The organism is Pseudoalteromonas sp. SR45-1 (assembly GCF_014163655.1).
Taxonomy (GTDB): domain Bacteria; phylum Pseudomonadota; class Gammaproteobacteria; order Enterobacterales; family Alteromonadaceae; genus Pseudoalteromonas; species Pseudoalteromonas distincta.
This window is the reverse complement of record NZ_JACJDR010000018.1, coordinates 31,610-52,474: the sequence shown is the minus strand read 5'-3', so window position 1 is coordinate 52,474 and position 20,865 is coordinate 31,610. Positions and strand designations below refer to the sequence as shown.

Below are 20,865 nucleotides of genomic sequence, written 5' to 3'. Positions count from 1 at the left end.
GAGAGGTATAGTGCTTCTAAAAATAAAAAGAGTAATAAAACCAACGTAACTTATGTGCTATAAGTTATGTAATTACTTTTAATCATAATAGAAGGAACTTAATATGACGCTCATAGCCTCTATAAAAGATCACCCTAGCTACAAAAAATATTCCGTAAATTGGACTGATGATGTATCTCCTGCTTTTTTTAAGTTGTTAGAACTTTATAATCAAAAAAGTTTAGATATATATTTTCGCGACCCCGTCAATAAATGGGAAATATGTGTAGGCAGAAGAGAACGTGATGCTGGTCGCGCTATTGGAAGTTATATTGTTTTTAGATTCACCAATACTGGTATTGAGTATAAGTTTAAGTTCAATGTAAACTCTTTGGTCTTGGCGCCTGATAAGGGTAAACTTACAGAGCAAACACTTTCAGGACGTAATGAGCTAGAGCATTTAAATAATTTCATAGCTAAATTTAATATCACTCGCACACCGAATATCCCTACAGATTACGCCAATACAGAAGCACTACACCTTGACAGTTTTTTCAGTGCAATGATTTCTTCATATAAACTTGAGCGTCATGATTGGTACATAGGCTATCAAAAAATTGTTAGCGCTGTATCAAATGCTAAAAATGAAACTGATATAAGCGATCAGCTATTATGGGATCTTTGGTATAGCCGAGACAACGACATCTCAAGCTTAAAGCAGGGATCATTATCTAAAGAGGAATTTGAATTATCTAAAAGTACTTTAAAAAGTATTACTAAAAAAATAGTTAATAGCCAATCTTTAGTCACTTACCAAGAATGTAAGGAGGAGTTACAAAAGCTGAAAGACGATGGCAAAGTAAAATACTTACATATAGCACTACTCAATCGTGTTTTTGCAGCCGCTGCTCCCCAACATTTTTCCACAACCGTTACCAAAGATGCATTTGAGTACATATGCTCATATTTCACCCAAAAATGGGGGTTTAAATATAAATATTCTAACTGGTTCGACGCTAATATTCGGTTAAAAGAATTTATACGCAATAACTCAGAGCATGAATATGATGAGTTACTTATTAATATAATACTTTGGGTAATTTACGAAGAAAAACACTTAAACGATCTAGCATTAGAAGAAGACGATTTAACCCTAAAAACAGCTATAAGAAAGCAAGTTGAATCTATAGAGGTTCAATATCGAGAAGCTGAATTAGAGGAGCAGTTTATTCAGTGGTTGCATAACTCAGAATATCGTCACAATACGATTGCAAAGCAAAGCGAAGACTTAGGCCGTGCCCACATTCGTGATGTAGTTCTAAAGAACACAGAAACGAACGCAAACATTGTTGCTGAGCTAAAATTTAAATCAAATGCTAAAGAGGATATTGAAGCCGCTATTGGTCAATTACTTCGATATGCTTTATATCCAGGCACTGAAGCTTGTAGTGAAATATGGATTATTGGTGGGAATGTCCCACTCACAGAAGATTTAACATGGTTCAGCGAAATCAAAAAGAATATAAACTTAGAATTAAAGTATTTCTACAAAGAGCCACAAAACAATCAGTTTTTTGAAGGGTAACCTAAGTAAGTTAATCTGATATTTAAAGCCCTATCAAAAGCACGGCATAAAAGGGAAGCTATGCTTCCCTTTAAAATAGTTTTAAGCTGTTTGTGCTTTTAAATTTAACCAGTCTTCTTGTTTTAGCTTGTTCCAAGCAGCAAGAATATGGGCGGGCTTCATTTGCGATTTTCTAGCATTCCAGCTATGTACTGTATTTATAAGCTCTTCACCAGTAATGTTATTGCCTTCTAGCTCATTAGTAGCAACCCAGTGTACCGTTGATAGTAACTCCATACCGTTTTGCGACTCAAAGCCTTCTATTAGCCTAGCTACTTTATCAAATCGTTGCTTTGTTTCAGGGCATGCTTGCAAATAATTAAGCGCTTCGATAGCCGCATCATCTTTAAGCTCTATAGGCGTATCAGGCTTATTTATACCGTCTGCATAACCAGTAATAAAGTGGCCTTCCATTTTATCTAGTACATGGCGTAGCACATCAGCGTAAGGGCCATAATGATGCTTTTGAAATACCACTTTGTTTAAAGGCTCACCGGCAGCAGTTAAAAAATAAACCAGCTTTTGCACTTCTAGTAGCGATAAGCGATAGCCAAACCCTGTAGAGGTATAACGCTCCATCAAACCTAAAACGGCGGCTCTACCCAGCGTCATATCGGGTCTTTTAGTTTTATTAGGCATCGCCTTTGTGCACTGCTCATTAATTTCATTACATTTTGATTAACTAATCCAAGCTCTATACGTTTAGCTTTAAGTACTTGAAGGCAGCCCTGCAGCTACATCCTTAAAAGCAACTAATGCAGCTTCTAAGTGATCTATTATCTCTTGCTGTAAGACGTCTGGTGGAGGCAAATTATCAAGATTATCTAAACTATCATCTTTAAGCCAAAATACGTCAAGACTCGCTTTATCACGGTTAATCAACTCGTCATAACTGTAATATTTAAATCGTTCAGTTTCTTCGCGATCATGGCGGTTTTCTGGGTTATAACAAGTAATGAAATCTTTTAAATCATTCAGTGTCATCGGCCGCTGTTTTAGCGTGAAGTGTTTATTGGTTCTTAAATCATAAAACCAAATACCTTTGGTATGAACTTTTTCATCACGGGCAGCATTGTCAAAAAACACAACATTAGCTTTAACACCATTGGCATAAAATATACCTGTTGGTAGCCTTAAAATAGTATGCACATCACAATTGTTTAACCACTTACGGCGAATACGCTCTCCCGCACCACCTTCAAATAACACGTTGTCAGGTAAAACTACCGCGGCTTTACCCGTATCCTTCAAGCTTGAAACAATATGCTGTAAAAAGTTTAACTGTTTATTGGTTGTGGTCGCCCAAAAATCTTGTCGCACATAGGTTAACGCATCTTTATCTTCACCACCTTCAGCATTAGTAATAGTCATGCTGCTTTTCTTACCAAATGGTGGATTAGCTAACACGTAATCTACTTTATCTTCGTCTTTTATCTGTGTAAGTAAAGCATCAGCGCGTTCAACGTCAGGCTCACCATCTATGCTGCCGATGTTGTGTAAGAATAAGTTCATTAAACACATGCGACGAGTAGAGGGTACGATTTCATTGCCACTGAAAGTTTTATCACGTAAAAATTGAACTTGCTCTTTATTCAATTTTGATTTTGCTATGGTGCTCTCATCATGCTTTGATGGATTCCAATGGCTCATGCCTTTTTCTATCCATTGTTCATCACCGAATGTGAGCCAATCACTTGCGGTTAAGAAAAAGCCACCTGTACCGCATGCAGGATCTGCAATGGTTTTTTTCGGCTCTGGTTGAACACAAGCCAGCATCGCATCTATTAATGCTCGAGGCGTAAAATATTGGCCTGCACCGCTTTTAGTATCTTCAGCATTCTTTTGCAATAAACCTTCATATAAGTCACCTTTTGCATCTGAATCTAAGCTGATCCAATTCTCGCCATTAATCATCTTAACAATACGTGCTAGCTTTGCAGGATCGGGGATTTTATTTTCTGATTTATAAAAAATAGCGCCAATCATGCCTTCTTCATTGGCAAGATTCTTTAAAACTTTACGGTATTGCTGTTCTAGCTTTTCACCTGTTAAGCCTTGTAAAGTTTCCCAATTAAATTCAACGGGTACTTTAGTATCGCGTGAATGAGGCGGCAACGCATACTCATGTGCCATCTTTAAAAACAGTAGGTAGGTTAACTGTTCTAAATAGTCACCGTAGCCAACACCATCATCTCGTAAGGTATGACAATAATTCCAAACTTTTTGTACTAATGCAGGTGCATTCATTTTTTACTATCCAAGCCTGATTGACTGCGATCAGGATCACTGCTGTCTAAAAGGGGGGGATTATACCGACTTTTAGCAGAATTAATCGCATCTTGTAAGCGTTGATGCAATATTTCCCGTTTAGGTAACACTGCCAAGTACTCTGCCACATGAATACCCGCGTCATCCATTTCCAGTAATTCGATTTGCTCTTGGTTTTTTTGCGCACACAAAATAATACCAAGCGGTGCTTGCTCACCCGCTTGGCGTTCATATTTATCTAGCCAGCGTAGGTAGAGCTCCATTTGGCCTTTGTAGTGGGGTTTAAACTTCCCTAGCTTTAAATCAATAGCCACTAAGCGTTTGAGTTGGCGATTATAAAACAATAAATCGATGTAAAAATCATCACCATCAAGTTGTATGCGCTTTTGCCGAGCAATAAACGAAAAACCAGCCCCAAGCTCAAGCAAAAACTGTTCAAGCTCGCGCAAAATAGCATCTTCTAAATCTTTTTCGAGGTAATGGTCATTCAATCCTAAAAAATCTAACACGTATGGGTCTTTAAGCAGCAACGCCTCAGAAACAGATTGTTGCGCAGCTAATTTTTTTAGCTCGATTTTTATTAGTTCTTCTGGCTTTTTAGACAACGCCGTGCGTTCAAATAACATACTATTAATACGATCATCTAAGGTGCGCGCGCTCCAACCTTCTACCGCACACATTTGTGCGTAAAATTCACGTTGTAGAGGGTCTTTTAAATGAATTATTTGTTTAAAATGCGTCCAGCTCAATTTTGCACGCAGTGCGTGCACAATCTGTTGGTCAGGGAATGTTTCGTAAAATTGCACCATATATTGCAAATTACGCTTGCCCCAGCCTTTGCCTAATTCATTACTAAGTTGGGTCGATAAGTTAGCAATAACCTGCTTACCATACTCTGCGCGTTCACCCTTTAATACCGCTTGTTGAATACGTTGACCTATTTGCCAATACAGCATGGTTAATGAAGCATTAACCGCTACCGCAGCTTGCTGTTTAGCTTGGGTAATTAAGGTTTGGATATCTGAAAGCAGTTCAGGTTCAACAGTGAGTTTTGACATTAAGCAGCCTCTATTTGTGGTAGAGTATTTCTGACTAAAGCAACAACTAGCGGATTACCAGATTCAAAATGAAATCGTAACATCCCAGCCACCTTATCTTTAAGGTAACCAAGCCCTTGCTCAGGATTTCTTTTTTTATAATATTCAAATTTCACTAGTCCGGCTAACACTTGATCATTAGAACTCTTGCGTTCTAAATCTAGGTGCCGTAAAAAATCACCGATATCGCTCAATACAGCTTCAAAGTTCGGAGAAAGTACAGTCTCTTTGAGACGCTCTTCAATTGAGAAGACTTCATTCCACGTTCTTGTTTCTTCAATATCTGGAGAAATAGAAATATTCCAGTCCGGTTTTTCATCTAGCAGTGTAATTGGTGTTGTATTAATTAAGCTAATTTCCGCTTTAATTGTTCCATAAGGGTTTAGTGCTTTTCTTCTTATGTTATCTTTGAAAAGCAAATCCTGTTGGAGTTTATAGCTCTTATTGCATTTGCCACCCATAGGGACTAGGTTGAATAAATTAGCTGCTGAAGTTATGTATTTATCCTTCAGCAAATAATGATCTTCATCTTCTCTTTTTTGCCCTGGGGCTTCAAAAGTTTCATAACCACAAAATGGACAAGTTTTTACAGTTAACGAATCGTAAATAGCCTTGTAATGGGCATCTCTAGAACCTGTTTCTGTTAGTAATCTAAAACCTTCAAGGAAAACTAATTTCAGGCAATCAGTAAGTGGTTTAATTTCAGGCTCAATCACTAATGGGGCGGTTGTTCCAACCAAAAGCCCTGCTATATCATTCTGATTATTAATTAATAATAGTGTCTTCTCGCGTTGTTCAGCTGTTAATTGTGCTGATATATTTTCTACTCTTTCTAAAAGAGCTTTTACTGTGGTGCGAGATTTTAATCTCTCCCGATGTCTTTGCGGTAAAATACCAGGCCATTCAGGCATTGCAGCCGCCTGATTTAAACTTTTAAAAATAAAGGAAATTGTTTCGTATATACATTCATGCACCCAATTATTATCTTGTGCAGCGCTAATGGGATAGTTAACTAGCATTCATTATCCTCGCTTGAAATGTATGCTAATTTTGCTGCTAACTTCATTCGCTCCGTTGATTCACCTAAGTTGGCTATGGCATCTTCAATTTGCTTTTTCGTGCCTTCAGTCATTAACTCTTTAATCTGATCTCTTGGTAATCCTGATATTTGTGGTGAAATATCAAAACATTCCGCAAGAATAGCATCAAACTTACTACCATAAGTCTGGATTCTTGGCGGTCTCGATTCAATTTTACCTTTTTCGTTTTTACTAAAAATAAGAACATTATTCCTGTCCATATCTGACGGAACAAATGGTGAGTGAGTTGTTATTAAGCAATCTTGCATTGCAGCTCGTGATTTTTCTGAACGTCGCCCCTCATTCTCACATTGCGCTTTACTCGTTGTTGGCAAATTCATGACTTTGGAAATAAATTCTACTCGCCACTTTGGGTTAAAGTGGCTTTCTGGTTCATCAAGTAAAAATAACACGTTAGGAAATGATGCCATGCAAATAGTGCCTAACAATTGGGTTAATTGATGCTCTCCATCCGATAGCGATACATAATCAACAGGCGCTTCGCTTTTTTGTGAAATAAACTCGACACGCTCAAAACGAAAGACTTTCTGCCGTTCCATAGGTTCCGGTAATCGGGATGCAAACCGTCGTTGCTCAACCCCTTTTTTGAAGGCTTCCCTATCTTGTTTTGGGATAACTAGGTCATTAAGCATTGCGAGCTTATGGAAGCAAGAATATAGCTCTAAAGCACCGGACTGCCAATAGTATTCAAAGGCTTGATAGGTCGCACCTTGAACGAGAAAATCAAAAGTGTAGGTTAGGTTTTTAGCATCGTAATCAAAGCTAGTCGCTGAACGTTTTAAATACTCAATATACTGTTGAAGCTCTTTTGTCAGTTGAACTTTGCTCTTTACAGACGAGCCATACTTTAGCTGCACAACACAGCGAAAAGATCGCAGCTTTTTAAGGTTCGGTTCATGTATTAAATGTTCACGCACATTTTCGGGGTTCAATAATAAGTTCGCAATTAATACTTCTAGATTAGTACTGTAATCAATTAGCAGCATTCGTGAGTCTAAAATAGGCAAGGCTGATTTATCTTTATCTAAGGCATTTTGGCTGACCTGCTTAGCATAACCTGCGCGACTGACAAAAAAGGGAATGCTTAGCGTTTCATTATCACCAGACGTATAACCTATTACCTTTGATGGTAATAGGGTTTTAACTTCACTTAGATCAGTCACCAAAGTCCAATCGTCATCTACAAATTTTTCAATGGCAATATCCATTTTTTTGCTCGCCATTTTTCGGCGATAAAGCTTGACCTTCTTTACTTCCCCCTCAAATACAAACGAGTACTCTAGCTCAAACTGAATTTGATTATTTGGAGTGCCTTGTTCTTCATTTGGCAAATATTTTCGAAAAACGGCCTGAAATATTTCCGCAATAATTTGTAAAACTTGTGACTTACCAGTGCCATTTGGACCAATTAAACATAATGGTGAAAAAGTGCTTGTTTCAACCAAACCATTACGAAAATTGATTATCACGCCATTCAGTAAACCGCCACAAGTATCAGCATCAATGATGTTTAATCGGATAAGTTTCATTTTTCTTCCTTGATAAACATTATGGTATTCAATTTCTGATTAAATACTTGTTTAAATAATGGTTTCTGTGCACTTAGCATGTCAAATATACAGCCTTTTAACTGATCATAGTCACCTTGAAATGCTGTTTGTAATTCTTCAAATGTAAAGCTGTTGCCTTTGTAATTACCTACCCACTTGGCAAGTTCTTCAACTGTTATTTTTTTCATGGCTGATTTTGTCTTAATTTGTTTAGTTTTGGGCTTTTTTGCTGAGGCTTCACGCTCTTGTTTAATTTTTTCAAGCAATACCGAAGCGGGTTCATCATTAGAATCCTGTGGTACGAGCTGGCCAGAAAAAGCCGACTTTAATATGTTTTTTCGTTGAGCTTCAGATTGCTTTAAACCAAGTGCTGTTGCTTCTATTTGTCGGTCAATCGAATCAAATTCGTTAGTGATCTCTTGTATCAAAGCAAGCTGCTCTGCAACAGGAGGTAATGGTATTGCTAGATCTCCTAACTTAGTGCCATTAACATTTGCTTGACCTGCTGTTTGGTTCATTACTTCGGTTAACCATTTTTTACCAAGAACAGAGTTTATATAGTAGGCCGCTATTTCGGGTAAAAAGTGCTCCGTGAATGTTACAGATATGAGATAAGAAGCATAGGAAACTGGCTTGCCTATATCTCTGTACACTGCTGATTTACCGACTAACTCAGCACTATTGGTTCGATTAAATAGTAAATCGCCATTATTTAGTAATAAGTCTGGAAACTCTTTATGATCAACAGGGAGATACTTTAGATTACTGTAATCGAGTTTCCCATCTTGGATATTACCCATACGCAATACAGGTACACCTGAACTATCATCATTCGTTTTTGATGATGAACCATAACGCTTATTTACAGCTAATTGATCAACACTCGCCCACACCCAACCTTCAGGCAATTTGGGTAAATCGCTGGTATCGGGACGTACTGGTTCGGAGTATTTGTCTTGCCAGTTTTTAGCGGGCGTTTTGCCTTTTTCGGCAAACTCGGCAAGTTTTTGTTGCTGCCACTGTTCGCGGCGCTGCTTTAAAATACGGGCTAACAGTTGCTCACCAGTTTCTTGCACTCGGTCGCTATTTTCGGCACGCCATTGCTGAGTCAATGAACCTTCAACCGCACTTTTTAATAGCGATTGCCGGTATTGACTAAGTTTGGTTTGTGCGGCTTTGAGCTCTTTAATGCCAGCATCGAGTTCGGAGAAAAGTTCTTCGAGTTTGTCTATTATCCGGTTTTGTTCATTAGTTGGCGGGAGAGGAATATCTCTACTTAATACATCTTTTGAGCGTACAGCGGGATAACTCACTCCTCTTTGTAAGGGTACGATTGCTTGTAAAAATTGGTCACTACGAACAAAATAGAATAAATATTTCTTATTAATACCTTTACTTGGCCTTAAAATACAAAATCCTGTCGAGGCTATAGGATTAGCTAAGTTACTCGGCACCATCGCAATAGCTTGCAAGTACGGTCTAACCGTTGAATATATAGTGTCACCAGGAATGACAATTTGACGTGCTCGTGAGGGTGCATCAATACCTAAAAGTACTTTAGGCTGCTCTATAAGCCCAAACTCATTATTAATTGAGCCAATATCTAAATATGAAATTTCTCTGTGTGGGGTATCACTTGGATTCGACGTACTTATCGGTATCGTGACCTCTTCAATCTTAGTCTGTATCCACCCTAAAGGACTGTGTTCTATTTCACTCACGCAATTAATTCCTGATTCATTTCAGCTAATAGGCTATCTAATTCGTTATTTTGGCCGCTGCTATTTGAGTTACTAACGGAAAATAAACCCCAAGCTTTTTGTAAACCGCCGTGATCAGAAAAGGGGCTGAAATTATAATCATCATGCTCAATGCCACTCATGGCAGCAATATGATCTTTTATCAAACGTAGCATTGGATTTACGGCTCCATAAATACAGTGGAATGCTGGTGCTGGCATGATGAAGTAAAATCCTTTTTTCTATCTATGTTTCTATATTTTTAAGCTTAGAAAGCTATAAGCCAGCGAGTTTAAAGCTTGGCAGTTTAACATATCCAGCCTATCAACAAGCTGTTATTTCATTAAGCTTTAAGTACTCAACAAGCTCTTGGCTCGTTAGTATTTAGCCACTTATTGCTTTATTTCTCGCGGTGAATAAAAGTAGAGTATGAGAAAGTTACGGAACATTCAACTTAATGCTGCAAAACACACAAAAAATCGCTTTTAGTAAGTGCGACATAGAAGCACAGGTAGTGAAATCCGGGTTTTATGTTGTTTCGTTTATACAGTACTTAAAAGAGTATTACTGGTTTAGTTTGGGCTTTACTCACCTCATATAAATAAACTAAAACCATAACGCACCATATAGATAGTGACAAATTTTCAGTAATTTAGGTATATGTACTATTTTTACAAGTGCCAGTCGTAATTGCGCTATACTGGCGCAAATTTTTTCAGATTAGTTGTTATGGCTCTTAAATCCACCATTATGAAAGTGCAGTTATCGCTTAGCGATATGGACCGCCACGTTTATCAAGATTTTAATTTAACCTTGGCTCAACACCCATCAGAAACCGACCAAAGGTTGATGATTCGCTTACTCGCTTTTGCGCTAAATAGCTGTGATGGTTTAGAATTTACTAAAGGGTTAAGTGCTGATGATGAGCCTGAACTTTGGCATGTAAGCTATAGTGAAGAAATAGAACTATGGGTTGAACTTGGCTTACCAGATGAGAAACGCCTTAAAAAAGCCTGTAATAAATCTAAAAAAGTGGTGCTATATACTTATGGTGAAAACAATCAAGCAATTTGGTGGCAAAAACATCAACCTAAATTGTATGAATTTAAAAATCTAAGTATTTTTAGCCTTGATTACGCAGCAACACAAGCACTTGCTGCTTTGGTTGATCGTGGAATTAAGCTCGCCATTACCATTCAAGATGGTGAAGTATGGGTAAATACCGATACAACCAATATTGAAATAAAACCGCTACAGTTAATGTAATTACGGTAGTTATACCAATTGCATTAAATTAGTTATCTATTATAGCGACAAATAAATAAGTCGATAACAAGGCGAAAATTATGACATATAGTTGTTCTATCTAAATAATTTTTAACGCAGGTAGCGGATTATTTAATACGCTAGAATGATCATGTTTTTAATAAAATTGGTATTAGGGAGCATATGAAAGTTAAACACGTTATTGTTTTACATGGCTTGTATATGTCTGGCTTTGTTATGCGCCCACTTTGTTCACGACTTGAAGAATCGGGTATGACGGTATTAAACATTACCTACAATACGCTCGACCCTCACCGCGATACCATATTTGCACAAATTGATGAGTGTATTTCTAACGAACCTGCAGCGCTTGTATGCCACTCAATGGGAGGGCTGATTGCACGTGCTTATCTAGAGGCAAACTCTCCTGCTAGCCAAAATATTACGAAGGTAATTACACTGGGTACTCCACATAAAGGCAGCCATATAGCGCAAAAAATGAAGCAAAAAGGGTTTGAATCATTTTTAAAAAATAGTGTTGAGTTTTTGCTTACTAAAAATGGTAACTGGCCTTTTAAAGCTAAGCTTTATAGTATCGCAGGGGATTTACCTATTGGGCTTATGCCTTTAATAGTCAAAGGTAGCCAGTCAGATGGCACCGTATTACTAGATGAAACCAAACTTAAAGGTATGGCCGAACACAAAGTGTTTCATTTAAGCCATACCAGTATGATTTACTCGCGCCAAGTACTCGATTACATTTTAAAGTGCTTAAACGAGAAAGATTAATCCTCAGCATTGGCTGCTATTTTATTACTAATTAAAAATATCACAGCCAGTATCAGCGGAATGGGCGCCGCAATGTAACCAAAAAAATCTGAGTTCGCAAAGCTTGCTCCTGCTAAGTGCGCTACTAGCCCAAGCACAAATGCGATGACTGCAATTCCTACCACGATTAACTCTGCTTTATTTTGTTTCGCTGTTTTTGCATGCATGTTATCTCTCCTAATTATTTCGACAACATTATTATGCGCCGTTAGGGTGGATTATTTTTGACCTACATCAATAAAAAAATAGCTAAGTTATTACCTTGAATAAAGTTTGCTTTAGATCATGATTTATATACTTCTGGGTTTTATTTATTTTTGAGGGGTAGTATTTTTATTAATCAGTCCCATTTCTATTAATAGTCTAAAGTGAATACAGGTATCAAAAACAGCTAATAGGTTAAAACTATTAACTAGATACATTTAAACGATTTTACTAATTTATCGAAATTAGTAATACTTATCACAAGTTCACAAACAAACGGTTATTCAGGAGCAAGTTATGTCACATGTAAACGCAATTGGTCTAAACAGCGCAAAAAGCGAAGACATCATAAAGTCACTCAATACATTATTGAGTAGCTACCAGATTCAATACATGAACGCGCGTGGCTTTCACTGGAATATTAAAGGCCGTAACTTTTTTGAACTACACGTTAAGTTTGAAGAAATTTATAACTTACTACTTCTAAAAGTAGATGAAGTTGCAGAACGTATTTTAACGTTAGATGGCGCACCTCTACATGCATTTTCTGATTACCTTGAAGTAAGTAAAATTAAAGAAGCTAAAGGTATTAGTGATGGCGTTACAGCCGTAGAAAACCTACTTGCTGGTTACAGCACATTAATTCACATGCAGCGTGATATTTTAAGCCAAGCTGGTGATGCAGACGATGAAGGTACAGCCTCACTAATGAGCGATTACATTTCAGAGCAAGAGAAACTGGTTTGGATGCTAAAGGCTTACTTAGACTAAACCAGCAAAAAAAAGCCCTCAATGAAGAGGGCCACAAATAGGGATAAATCGTTAAATAATCAAGCGATTCGGTTACTATATTAGCCTCCTCCCAATACTAAACAACGCCCCTGTTACCAGTGGCGTTGTTTTGGGTTTAAGTGGGTGTAATGCTCATATATTGGGACAAACAATGTATAAGCATTACTACTACATTATTTTTCCCCATGAAAAAGCCCCAGCAATACTGAGGCTTTGTGAACGTTACTAATTAAGTAACTATATTAGTGTCGTTATTGTTGGTTAGAATTTACTTCTAAAACCTATGTAGAATGATTGACCAATTGGGTCATACGTACCTGCATCAGTTTCAGTACCAGTACTTGAACCGCTCACACCCGATAAAATGCGTGGTGGCTCTTTATCAAATAAGTTACTCGCACCAGCGTAAAGCTCTGTTGAATCGCTGATATGGTAACTTGCTTGAACATCATGATATGTCACCGAACCAATCCCTACTCCACCTGGAGCAATACCAAAACCACTTAAGAATTGATCATCAAAGTCTGCAGCGCCAATGTAAGTTAAGCTCCAGTTAAAATCAAAGTCGTTAAGTTTATAACCAAAGTTCCAGTTAGCTTTATGCTCTGATGCACCAATTTCTCCAGCAAACTCATCTTTATCAGCGCCAGGAAGTGGAATGCTATAACCATCGATTAGGTAAGTATAAGCAAGGCGAGTTCTAAACGCACCTGGGCCAATATCAGTAGAGTACGTTAGTGTTAAATCAACACCTTCTGTACCTAAACCACCACTGTTAGATACACCACTGTCAATAAACTCTAGTGAACCAGCACTATTATTACCTGATGGCGCACTACGACGAGTTACAAAGTCACAAAAGCTTGTATCGCCACCACCATAACATTGGTCAAGAATAAACTGACGAGGTGTTGATACGATTGCATCTGTAATTTCGATATCAAAGTAATCAAGCGTAATGTCTAGGCCTGATATTAGATTTTCTGGTGTAAATACTAAACCTACTGTTACAGAGTCACCAACTTCTTCTTTTAAATCTTGGTTGCCACGGTTAAAACCACTAATACCTTGTAAGTCAGACTGGTTAAGCGTGAACTCGCCATTTGAAGCGATATTAGTTGTAACACCAACATCTGTACGACAAGCATCACCTGCAGCACCACCGCCACTATTAGTAACACCTAAACATGGATCGTTTAAACCACTTGGGAAAGTTTGTGAAGGTGGAGAAAATAGTTCATCGATATTTGGAGCACGTGTTGAACGTGCACGGGTAGCACGTAAACGTAAGCTATCCATTACTTCCCAGTCTACACCCACGTTCCAACTTTCAGTATTGCCCACTGTTGAGTAGTCAGACAAACGAACTGCTGCATTCATTGTTACAGAATCAAGCACGGGGATATTTGCTTCTACATAATATTCAGTTACATCAAACGAGCCTTCTGTTGCTGGAATTGCATTACCCGCATTAAGGCCTGCTTGCTGTAGAGCATCAAACTCACTACGTGAGAACTCTTCGCGGTATTCAAAACCAGCAGCGATACCTACCGTACCTGCCGGTAAATCAAATAAATCACCTGAAATATTACCACCAATGATTTCTTGCTCAACCGACGTTGAAAGTGAGCTAGGTGCACTTACAAAATCAATAGCACCTTGTGATAGCGAATTGAAACCGTAAATGTCTACCGGCGCACAGTTAAAGCCACGTGCTGTCGCATCGATACAAATAGCCTCATCAGTAATACCATCGCCATCTAAATCTTGGCTATCGATAACAGCTTCTAAACCTTGACGAAAGCTTTGTACGTTAACTAAACCACCAGAAACTTGCTGCTCTTTTGTTTTACCGTATACATAGTAAGTATCGTAGAACCAACCATCTGCTATTTCACCTTGAAAGCCTAGTGCTAAACGGAATGTATCACGCTCAGCTCGTGCTCCACGGTTACCGATATCACTTAAGCGCTTTGCAAAAAAGATATCACGCATACCATCACCATCGGTGTCGGTTGCTGCGTTATATATATCATCAGGTACAAATGCGTTACGCAATATTTCTCCGTTTACATTAAATTCAATTGGTACTTGGCCATTTGCATAGATGTCGTCAGAGGCAAAAGGAAATGGCTCTAATTCAGAAACGGTTGTTGTTGCAGCGTAAGTACCTTCATAAAAAAAGCTATGCTTGTCGCTTAGCTCGTAGCTACCATTTGAGGCAAATAAGTAACGTTCTGTAGGTATCGCTATCGTACGTACGCTACTTCGGTTAAAACCATTTGCAGCTACGCCATCGCCACCGTTAGTACTAAACGAGTTTTGTAGGGTGTTTGCATCATTAAACGTAAATGTTTCATCCCCAGCGCTAAAGCGACCCTGTGGCGGAAATGAAGATAAAAATGGGCTTACAGCATCAAATACAGAGCCCGGGTTTGCTACTGGATCATCTTCAAAGAAGATACCTGAAAATTGGTCTACTGCCGAGCGGTCACGGTCACGTGAAAAAACAGCACCTTGATCAGAATACCCAAGATGGAACATCGCGTGCCCTTTCCCATCTGAGCTTGATAAGCCTGAGGTAAAGTTAAATTGGCGTGATTCATCATCGCCTTCGCTTGATTCACCATATTGGCCTTCGAATTCAATACCTTCAAAATCATCTTTTAGTACAAAGTTAACTACACCAGCAACAGCGTCAGAACCATAAACAGATGAAGCACCACCTGTCATAATTTCAACACGTTCGATGAATTGACTCGGAATAGTATTTAAATCGACAGCAGAGCTACCTGGTACACCTGATACATAACGACGACCATTCACTAAAACCAATGTGCGGTTAGAGCCTAAATTACGTAAATCAACAGTAGCAACACCCGCACTTGCGGTATTAAAGTTTGAGTTAGTACGGCTAATAGCTGGTGTACCAAATGCAGGGTTCTCTAATAATAAGTCTTGAATATTTAACGACCCTGATGCATCAATAGCAGCACTATCTACAACTTGAATAGGAGCCGATGACATTGCCTCAGCTGAACGAATTCGAGAACCTGTAACTTGTACGCGTTCTATTTTAGTTATTTCGTCATCTTCTGCTGCAACACCTTGAAATGAAAAGCTTGCAAGTATCGCGCTGCTTAGCGCAACTGTTAACGACGATTTTTTAAATAATCGCGCGCTACCTTTGTTAGTTAATGTCATATAATTCCCCTGAATTGTTATTTTTGTAACTAAATGGTTACTTCGCGGATTACAGTAAGGGGATTTATTTAAACACTCTACGGGCATTATTTATGAGGCGTAGTCTTTGGTACGAATAGCAGCTTTTATGGGATGAATCAGTACGTCACAATTATTTTATAAATATATTGTACTTTTCATAACAGTTTTTCCGCTAAGCACGGTCTTTATTATTATATACAGCAAGAGATATAAAATAATGATCGCTTCTTTTCATGCATTAACTTTTGTTAGTAACACTAAGTTTGCAACATTTTTAACAAAGCGTGTGCAAGATCACCGGCACTTTGAATCTCAATCTTTTCTTCAAACAAATAGATTAGATCAAATAGACACAGATCAATACAATGTACTGTTTTACGAACTAACCAACCTAGCTGACCCTATGCAAATAGTGCATTTAACTGAGCTTGCTAAAAAGCTGAAGTTAGTCATTATTGCTCAATCGGGACATTTTGCGAGTTTTGCCTTTGAAGTTGGCGCTGTAGATTTTTTAATATTAGATTCAACTGCATCACGTATTGATAAATGCTTTGATAAGCTGATTCACCTTTGCCCGATTGCAAGTGCGGCCGAACGCCAATACCAGCAAAGCACACAAGCTGAAAAGCCATCATCACACATTGTGGTTAAAGATGTAGGTAAGGTAAGGCTAATTGATATCAATGATATTATTTGGATAAATGGCGCGGGCAACTATGTAGAGCTGCATTTTACCCAAGGTAATACGCCGGTACTACATCGCGAAACCATGAAAAATATTGAACAACAACTAGAACCAGAAGGGTTTGTTCGCATTCATCGCTCAACGCTGGTAAGAAGACAAGCTATTTGCGAACTGATGCCTACTGACAGTGGCGATTATAGAGTAAGGCTGAAAAACGATATGTGTTTAAACCTTTCACGGCGCTATAAAGGGTGTTTAGAGAGTATTATAAGCCCTTTTCAATAGCGGTTTATAATACTCATGTTAGTTACCAGTTCTGTTTTATATAACTGTCATTTGGGTGCACTAATAAATAGCTTTCGGTATCTTTATAAAAATTAACTTCTACATCGCTATTTTTCCATACTTTTTCAAACATATTTTTAGCTATGATATTAATGTTTATATAATCAACTCGTTGATAGCCACGTTCTTTTACACCGGCAAAATAGGCCTCTAATGAATCGAGGCCATCCAAAGTTAACAGCTCAAACTCTTTTAAATTAACAACCACAAACTTAATCGTATTTTCAGGGTGAGTGCTCAACTCCTGAACAACTCCATTAGTTAACAGCGTAATGCCTTCATTATTAAAGCTCCCTTTCAATTCTAAATACATCTGAGGGGGCTGTGAACAAATTTGAAATTCACCATGTGCACCAAACATATATCGCCTTACATATATCAACTTCTATATATAGGATAATACAATTTTCCGATTTTGCAGTTAATTTAATAAAGCAATAAAAAAGGCCATTTCGAGTGCTTTTTCCTCTAAACTTTTAAAGCGACCTGATGCACCGCCGTGCCCTGCATCCATATCGGTTTTAAATACTAAAATATTACTATCAGTCTTAAGTTCACGCATTTTTGCAACCCACTTCATAGGCTCCCAATACTGCACTTGTGAGTCATGAAGACCGGTAGTAACGAGTATGCTCGGATAGTTTTGGGCGCGAATATTGTCATACGGCGAGTAAGCTTCAATTACATCATAAAACTGAGGCTCATTTGGATTACCCCATTCATCATATTCATTTGTTGTGAGCGGAATACTTTCATCAAGCATCGTGGTTAATACGTCTAAAAATGGTACATGACAGCCAACACCGCAATACAACTCTGGTGCTTGGTTTACAACCGCCCCCATTAATAAACCACCTGCACTGCCGCCTGAGGCAAATACCTTGCTGCTATCACAATAGCCTTGTGCAACAAGCGCTTTTGTCACATCAATAAAGTCACTAAAGCTATTTTGTTTATACTCTTTTTTACCTTGTTCGTACCACTCGCGACCTAGCATTTCAGAGCCTCGAACATGTGCTATTACATAAACAAAACCACGATCGAGCAAGCTCAGCGATGAACTTGAAAAACTTGGATCAATCGTATAGCCATACGCACCATAGCCGTATTGAAATAACGGATTTGAGCCATCTTTTTTAAAGCTGTCTTTTCGATAAACAACTGATACAGGTACTTTAACTCCGTCGCGAGCAGTTACCATTAATCGCTCAGACTGATAGTCATCCGCATTAAAACTACCGAGTACTTTTTGCTGTTTAAGTAGTGTTTTTTCGCCAGTTGCTAAATCAACATCATATAAAGAGCCTGGTGTTGTTAAACTTGAGTAATAAATACGCGCAGTGCGTGTGTCTGGCTCTGGGTTCATTGCTATTGCAGCATAATAACAAGGATCGGCAAACTCAAGTGCCATACGATCCCCTTGCCTATTAACAACTACAAATCGAGCTTGCCCTTGCTCGCGTTCACTCAATACTAAAAAATTATTAAATAACTCTACACCTTCAAGCAGTACATTTTCTCTGTGAGCTGTATGTTCAACCCATTGTTTTTTATCAGTAATTGTTTCGTTTGTTGCCGTCATTAATCTAAAGTTTTTAGCTTGCCAGTTAGTCACAATATAAAATGTGTCACCTAGCTTATCTACGTCAAACTCGTGGCTATCTTCACGCGGCATTAATGCTTTAAATTCGCCAGTGGGCTTATTAGCATCAAGCCCCCATGTATCATTGGTCTCTGTCGATGCTAAATCAATAATAATTAAGCTTTCATCGCGGCTTTTACCAAGTCCCATAAAAAAGCTGCTGTCTTGCTCTTCGTAGACCATTACGTCTTGGCTTTGCTCGCTGCCAAGCTCATGCCTAAATACTTGGTATCCTAATAGCGTTTTTAAATCTTTTTTTACATAAAAAACAGTTTTATTGTCGTTAGCCCAAACAACTTGTCCTTCTGTATTTTCAAGTACATCAGGTAGCATTTCACCGGTCGCTAAGCTTTTAAAGCGAACATTATAAATACGACGACCTTCAGTATCTTCAGAGTAAGCCATAAGCTGCTCGCATGGACTTAGTGCGACTTCGCCCAGCTCAAAAAACTCAAATCCTTCAGCTAAGACATTCACATCGAGTAAAAGCTCTTTATTATCGGCCTTTATGCTCGTACTTCTATAATGACGCGAGTATTCATCATCACCACGAACTTCTGAGTGATACCAGTATTTCCCGTCTTTAACGGGTACCGAATTATCATCTTTTACAATGCGTGCTTTTAACTCTTCAAAAAGTGTAGTTTGTAGTGGCTTCATAGCAGCTAACTGTTCATCGCAGTACGCATTTTCAGCATGTAAATGCGCAAGTACTTGCTCATCCTGGCGATCGTCATCACGCATCCAATAGTAATTATCGGTACGTATCTTATTATGAGTACTTAATGTATGGGCTTGCTGTTTAGCAATCGGGAAATTAGGTAATAAACTTAAAGAGTAGACAGGACGAGACACAACAAAACCAATTAAAAAAATAATGTGATTTGCAGTTTATCATAAAAATAAAAAAGCCCATCCAATAGTTGGATGGGCTAAAACGGTAAACGCTTCATTACTAAAACCGCTATACCTTTGGGAAGATAATTTAAGCTTTATATTTGCTGCCAAGCCATAGCCCAGCTTTGCCCTACACCGGGTTCGAACATAGACTTATTATCGTCATTCGTGCGGCAAAACTCATTAAATGGCCAAGGCCTGCATTGATATACATGCCCAGTTTTTGGCTGCAATACCTTTGTACCCGCATTATAGTTTTCACAATTTTCAGGGTACACGTAATCATAAGTATCAAGGTTCTTAACAACACGCTCATCGCATTTTGCAATACAATGAAAATCGACGTGTGCTTTACATATACCACTGCTTTGCAAAGCAAAAATTTCATTATTTCTATAGGCTACAATTAAACCCTGTTCGGTCATTTTACCTGCGCTAACCAGAGGAACATGCACATTAATATGCTCGGCAACTAAACGTGGCCATGCGTGAGGCTCACCTTGCTCAAGCGAGGTGATCTTGTAATCAAATGATAAACTAACCAGCTCTCCTTGCATGTCGTAAAAGGTTACACTCACCACATCACCAATAAATAATTGGGTATGATGATTTAAGCAACCTATTGTTGACCACTTTCCACAGGCCAACGACGTATGCATAAACACGGCAACACCTTAAGAGTTACAAAATCTTATCCATACACTATGGATACACAAAAAATACACTGAGGGCAAGTGATACATAACAACACGTTATGCAGTAGTCCCGCTACCATAGCTTTTAAAAAGCCTTAGACCGGAAACTTTGCGTCCTAACCTTTCGGCTAGTTTGCCAGCAATGCGGCGATTATAATTCGACCCCGCATAACAATCAAACAAAAGAATGTAACCAAAAACAAAAACCAACCCTTTAAGGTTGGTTTAATGTATTTTTAACTAAACAAATAAGTTAAAGGCTCTTTCGCCCACGTAAATACCAGCAACACCAATAAAGATATAAATATTAACCACGCAGGCCAAGACGCTTTAGTTACTTTAGCCTCAGAGTCATCCGCTTTTAACTCTTTTGAGCCTGTGATCATCGCCTTAACTAGCGGTTTGCCTTTTATTCTATAAATGATAATAGCCAATACGTGCAAGCCAATAGCATAAAGTAAAATGTCAAAATTCAGCTCATGTAGCCAATTGGCAAAATCAATCGTATCGCTAGACACATATTGAGCAAGCGGCCCGTCAGTTAAAATACCATCACTGCTCATTAAGCCACTTACAAGTTGCGTTATGATCAATATAAAAAAAACTATCACCATACAGCTGCCGGGTGCTGAATGGCCTAACGATTCGCTTGGTGTTTTTAGCGCCTTTAAAATAGCACGAGGAGAGTGCAGTAACCCACTTAATCTCGCGGTTTTACTACCAATAACACCCCATATTAAACGTGTTACTATAAGTGCTAAAGTAAAAAAACCAGCGACAAAGTGAAGCTCAATCATGCCCTCTTCAATACTAAAATAAAGCACTGCAATACTTACAACCAAAAACCAATGAAAGCATCTAATAAACCCATCCCACACTTTTAACGTCGTCATTGTGCCTATCCTTAAAAAAACAGTATTATTTAATTT

General features: G+C 38.3%; 18 protein-coding genes and 1 riboswitch. Of the genes, 5 read left to right on the top strand and 13 right to left on the bottom strand.

Features of this window, described 5'->3' with window-relative positions; genetic code table 11:
• Nucleotides 1–103 precede the first annotated feature (103 nt).
• Nucleotides 104–1,564 (top strand): ATPase, encoded by a 1,461-nt coding sequence (locus H5089_RS16865; RefSeq protein ID WP_182712693.1) that lies wholly within the window; start codon nt 104–106, stop codon nt 1,562–1,564.
• Nucleotides 1,565–1,645: 81 nt separating this feature from the next.
• Here H5089_RS16865 and H5089_RS16860 read toward each other — a convergent pair whose 3' ends face one another.
• The 7 genes from H5089_RS16860 to H5089_RS16830 all read right to left on the bottom strand — a co-directional run bounded on the left by H5089_RS16860 (nt 1,646) and on the right by H5089_RS16830 (nt 9,578).
• On the bottom strand, nt 1,646–2,242 hold the full coding sequence (locus H5089_RS16860) for a hypothetical protein (protein WP_259396086.1): 597 nt from the start codon (nt 2,240–2,242) through the stop codon (nt 1,646–1,648).
• A 69-nt stretch (nt 2,243–2,311) separates the two neighbouring features.
• Nucleotides 2,312–3,850 (bottom strand): N-6 DNA methylase, encoded by a 1,539-nt coding sequence (locus tag H5089_RS16855; protein WP_182712692.1) that lies wholly within the window; start codon nt 3,848–3,850, stop codon nt 2,312–2,314.
• Nucleotides 3,847–4,929: a YhcG family protein gene (locus H5089_RS16850; RefSeq protein WP_182712691.1), complete on the bottom strand. Its 1,083-nt coding sequence runs from the start codon at nt 4,927–4,929 to the stop codon at nt 3,847–3,849. Before H5089_RS16850 ends, H5089_RS16855 begins: the two co-directional genes overlap by 4 nt.
• A complete protein-coding gene (locus tag H5089_RS16845) occupies nt 4,929–5,987 on the bottom strand; it encodes a hypothetical protein (protein ID WP_182712690.1) in 1,059 nt (352 codons plus the stop codon). Before H5089_RS16845 ends, H5089_RS16850 begins: the two co-directional genes overlap by 1 nt.
• Nucleotides 5,981–7,597 (bottom strand): restriction system-associated AAA family ATPase, encoded by a 1,617-nt coding sequence (locus H5089_RS16840; RefSeq protein WP_182712689.1) that lies wholly within the window; start codon nt 7,595–7,597, stop codon nt 5,981–5,983. The genes H5089_RS16845 and H5089_RS16840 overlap by 7 nt, the downstream gene beginning before the upstream one ends.
• On the bottom strand, nt 7,594–9,339 hold the full coding sequence (locus tag H5089_RS20445; RefSeq protein ID WP_220486989.1) for a restriction endonuclease subunit S: 1,746 nt from the start codon (nt 9,337–9,339) through the stop codon (nt 7,594–7,596). Before H5089_RS20445 ends, H5089_RS16840 begins: the two co-directional genes overlap by 4 nt.
• Nucleotides 9,336–9,578, bottom strand: coding sequence for a type I restriction-modification enzyme R subunit C-terminal domain-containing protein (locus H5089_RS16830; RefSeq protein WP_259396085.1), 243 nt, complete (start codon nt 9,576–9,578; stop codon nt 9,336–9,338). The genes H5089_RS20445 and H5089_RS16830 overlap by 4 nt, the downstream gene beginning before the upstream one ends.
• A 508-nt stretch (nt 9,579–10,086) precedes the next feature.
• On the opposite strand from H5089_RS16830, the gene H5089_RS16825 reads away from it, so the two are divergent.
• On the top strand, nt 10,087–10,623 hold the full coding sequence (locus tag H5089_RS16825) for a YaeQ family protein (protein WP_024593828.1): 537 nt from the start codon (nt 10,087–10,089) through the stop codon (nt 10,621–10,623).
• A 183-nt stretch (nt 10,624–10,806) separates the two neighbouring features.
• Nucleotides 10,807–11,412 carry an alpha/beta fold hydrolase gene (locus tag H5089_RS16820; RefSeq protein ID WP_004334986.1) on the top strand — a complete coding sequence of 202 codons (606 nt, stop codon included), beginning with the start codon at nt 10,807–10,809 and terminating at the stop codon, nt 11,410–11,412.
• Here the strand turns inward: H5089_RS16820 and H5089_RS16815 are convergent.
• Entirely contained in the window at nt 11,409–11,618 is a 210-nt protein-coding gene (locus H5089_RS16815; RefSeq protein ID WP_182712688.1) for a hypothetical protein, read from the bottom strand. The genes H5089_RS16820 and H5089_RS16815 overlap by 4 nt on opposite strands.
• Nucleotides 11,619–11,952: 334 nt before the next feature.
• Between H5089_RS16815 and H5089_RS16810 the strand changes: the two genes are divergently transcribed.
• Entirely contained in the window at nt 11,953–12,426 is a 474-nt protein-coding gene (locus H5089_RS16810) for a Dps family protein (RefSeq protein ID WP_004334993.1), read from the top strand.
• Nucleotides 12,427–12,708: 282 nt separating this feature from the next.
• On the opposite strand, the gene H5089_RS16805 is transcribed toward H5089_RS16810, so the two are convergent.
• Nucleotides 12,709–15,651 (bottom strand): TonB-dependent receptor domain-containing protein, encoded by a 2,943-nt coding sequence (locus H5089_RS16805; RefSeq protein ID WP_182712687.1) that lies wholly within the window; start codon nt 15,649–15,651, stop codon nt 12,709–12,711.
• Nucleotides 15,652–15,889: 238 nt separating this feature from the next.
• Between H5089_RS16805 and H5089_RS16800 the strand changes: the two genes are divergently transcribed.
• The gene (locus H5089_RS16800; protein WP_182693119.1) at nt 15,890–16,642 is read left to right on the top strand and encodes a LytTR family DNA-binding domain-containing protein; all 753 of its coding nucleotides are present in this window, start codon (nt 15,890–15,892) and stop codon (nt 16,640–16,642) included.
• A 22-nt stretch (nt 16,643–16,664) separates the two neighbouring features.
• Here the strand turns inward: H5089_RS16800 and H5089_RS16795 are convergent, their stop codons facing one another.
• The 4 genes from H5089_RS16795 to H5089_RS16780 all read right to left on the bottom strand — a co-directional run bounded on the left by H5089_RS16795 (nt 16,665) and on the right by H5089_RS16780 (nt 20,829).
• Nucleotides 16,665–17,063 (bottom strand): hypothetical protein, encoded by a 399-nt coding sequence (locus H5089_RS16795; RefSeq protein ID WP_024597142.1) that lies wholly within the window; start codon nt 17,061–17,063, stop codon nt 16,665–16,667.
• Between the two features lie 60 nt (nt 17,064–17,123).
• A complete protein-coding gene (locus H5089_RS16790) occupies nt 17,124–19,199 on the bottom strand; it encodes a S9 family peptidase (RefSeq protein WP_182712686.1) in 2,076 nt (691 codons plus the stop codon).
• Between the two features lie 137 nt (nt 19,200–19,336).
• Nucleotides 19,337–19,900 carry a hypothetical protein gene (locus H5089_RS16785; RefSeq protein WP_024597144.1) on the bottom strand — a complete coding sequence of 188 codons (564 nt, stop codon included), beginning with the start codon at nt 19,898–19,900 and terminating at the stop codon, nt 19,337–19,339.
• 96 nt (nt 19,901–19,996) lie between these two features.
• A riboswitch (cyclic di-GMP riboswitch) is annotated at nt 19,997–20,084 on the bottom strand.
• Between the two features lie 88 nt (nt 20,085–20,172).
• Nucleotides 20,173–20,829: a cytochrome b/b6 domain-containing protein gene (locus H5089_RS16780; RefSeq protein ID WP_007377891.1), complete on the bottom strand. Its 657-nt coding sequence runs from the start codon at nt 20,827–20,829 to the stop codon at nt 20,173–20,175.
• Nucleotides 20,830–20,865: the final 36 nt, after the last annotated feature.

Bases quoted from the DNA above. Each gene is read 5' to 3' on its own strand.
- H5089_RS16845 (WP_182712690.1), bottom strand. From the start codon at position 5,987: ATGCTAGTTAACTATCCCATTAGCGCTGCACAAGATAATAATTGGGTG.
- H5089_RS16850 (WP_182712691.1), bottom strand. From the start codon at position 4,929: ATGTCAAAACTCACTGTTGAACCTGAACTGCTTTCAGATATCCAAACC.
- H5089_RS16800 (WP_182693119.1), top strand. From the start codon at position 15,890: ATGATCGCTTCTTTTCATGCATTAACTTTTGTTAGTAACACTAAGTTT.
- H5089_RS16815 (WP_182712688.1), bottom strand. From the start codon at position 11,618: ATGCATGCAAAAACAGCGAAACAAAATAAAGCAGAGTTAATCGTGGTA.
- H5089_RS16780 (WP_007377891.1), bottom strand. From the start codon at position 20,829: ATGACGACGTTAAAAGTGTGGGATGGGTTTATTAGATGCTTTCATTGG.
- H5089_RS16820 (WP_004334986.1), top strand. From the start codon at position 10,807: ATGAAAGTTAAACACGTTATTGTTTTACATGGCTTGTATATGTCTGGC.
- H5089_RS16825 (WP_024593828.1), top strand. From the start codon at position 10,087: ATGGCTCTTAAATCCACCATTATGAAAGTGCAGTTATCGCTTAGCGAT.
- H5089_RS16840 (WP_182712689.1), bottom strand. From the start codon at position 7,597: ATGAAACTTATCCGATTAAACATCATTGATGCTGATACTTGTGGCGGT.
- H5089_RS16805 (WP_182712687.1), bottom strand. From the start codon at position 15,651: ATGACATTAACTAACAAAGGTAGCGCGCGATTATTTAAAAAATCGTCG.
- H5089_RS16810 (WP_004334993.1), top strand. From the start codon at position 11,953: ATGTCACATGTAAACGCAATTGGTCTAAACAGCGCAAAAAGCGAAGAC.
- H5089_RS16795 (WP_024597142.1), bottom strand. From the start codon at position 17,063: ATGTTTGGTGCACATGGTGAATTTCAAATTTGTTCACAGCCCCCTCAG.
- H5089_RS16785 (WP_024597144.1), bottom strand. From the start codon at position 19,900: ATGCATACGTCGTTGGCCTGTGGAAAGTGGTCAACAATAGGTTGCTTA.
- H5089_RS16855 (WP_182712692.1), bottom strand. From the start codon at position 3,850: ATGAATGCACCTGCATTAGTACAAAAAGTTTGGAATTATTGTCATACC.
- H5089_RS16830 (WP_259396085.1), bottom strand. From the start codon at position 9,578: ATGCCAGCACCAGCATTCCACTGTATTTATGGAGCCGTAAATCCAATG.
- H5089_RS16860 (WP_259396086.1), bottom strand. From the start codon at position 2,242: ATGCCTAATAAAACTAAAAGACCCGATATGACGCTGGGTAGAGCCGCC.
- H5089_RS16865 (WP_182712693.1), top strand. From the start codon at position 104: ATGACGCTCATAGCCTCTATAAAAGATCACCCTAGCTACAAAAAATAT.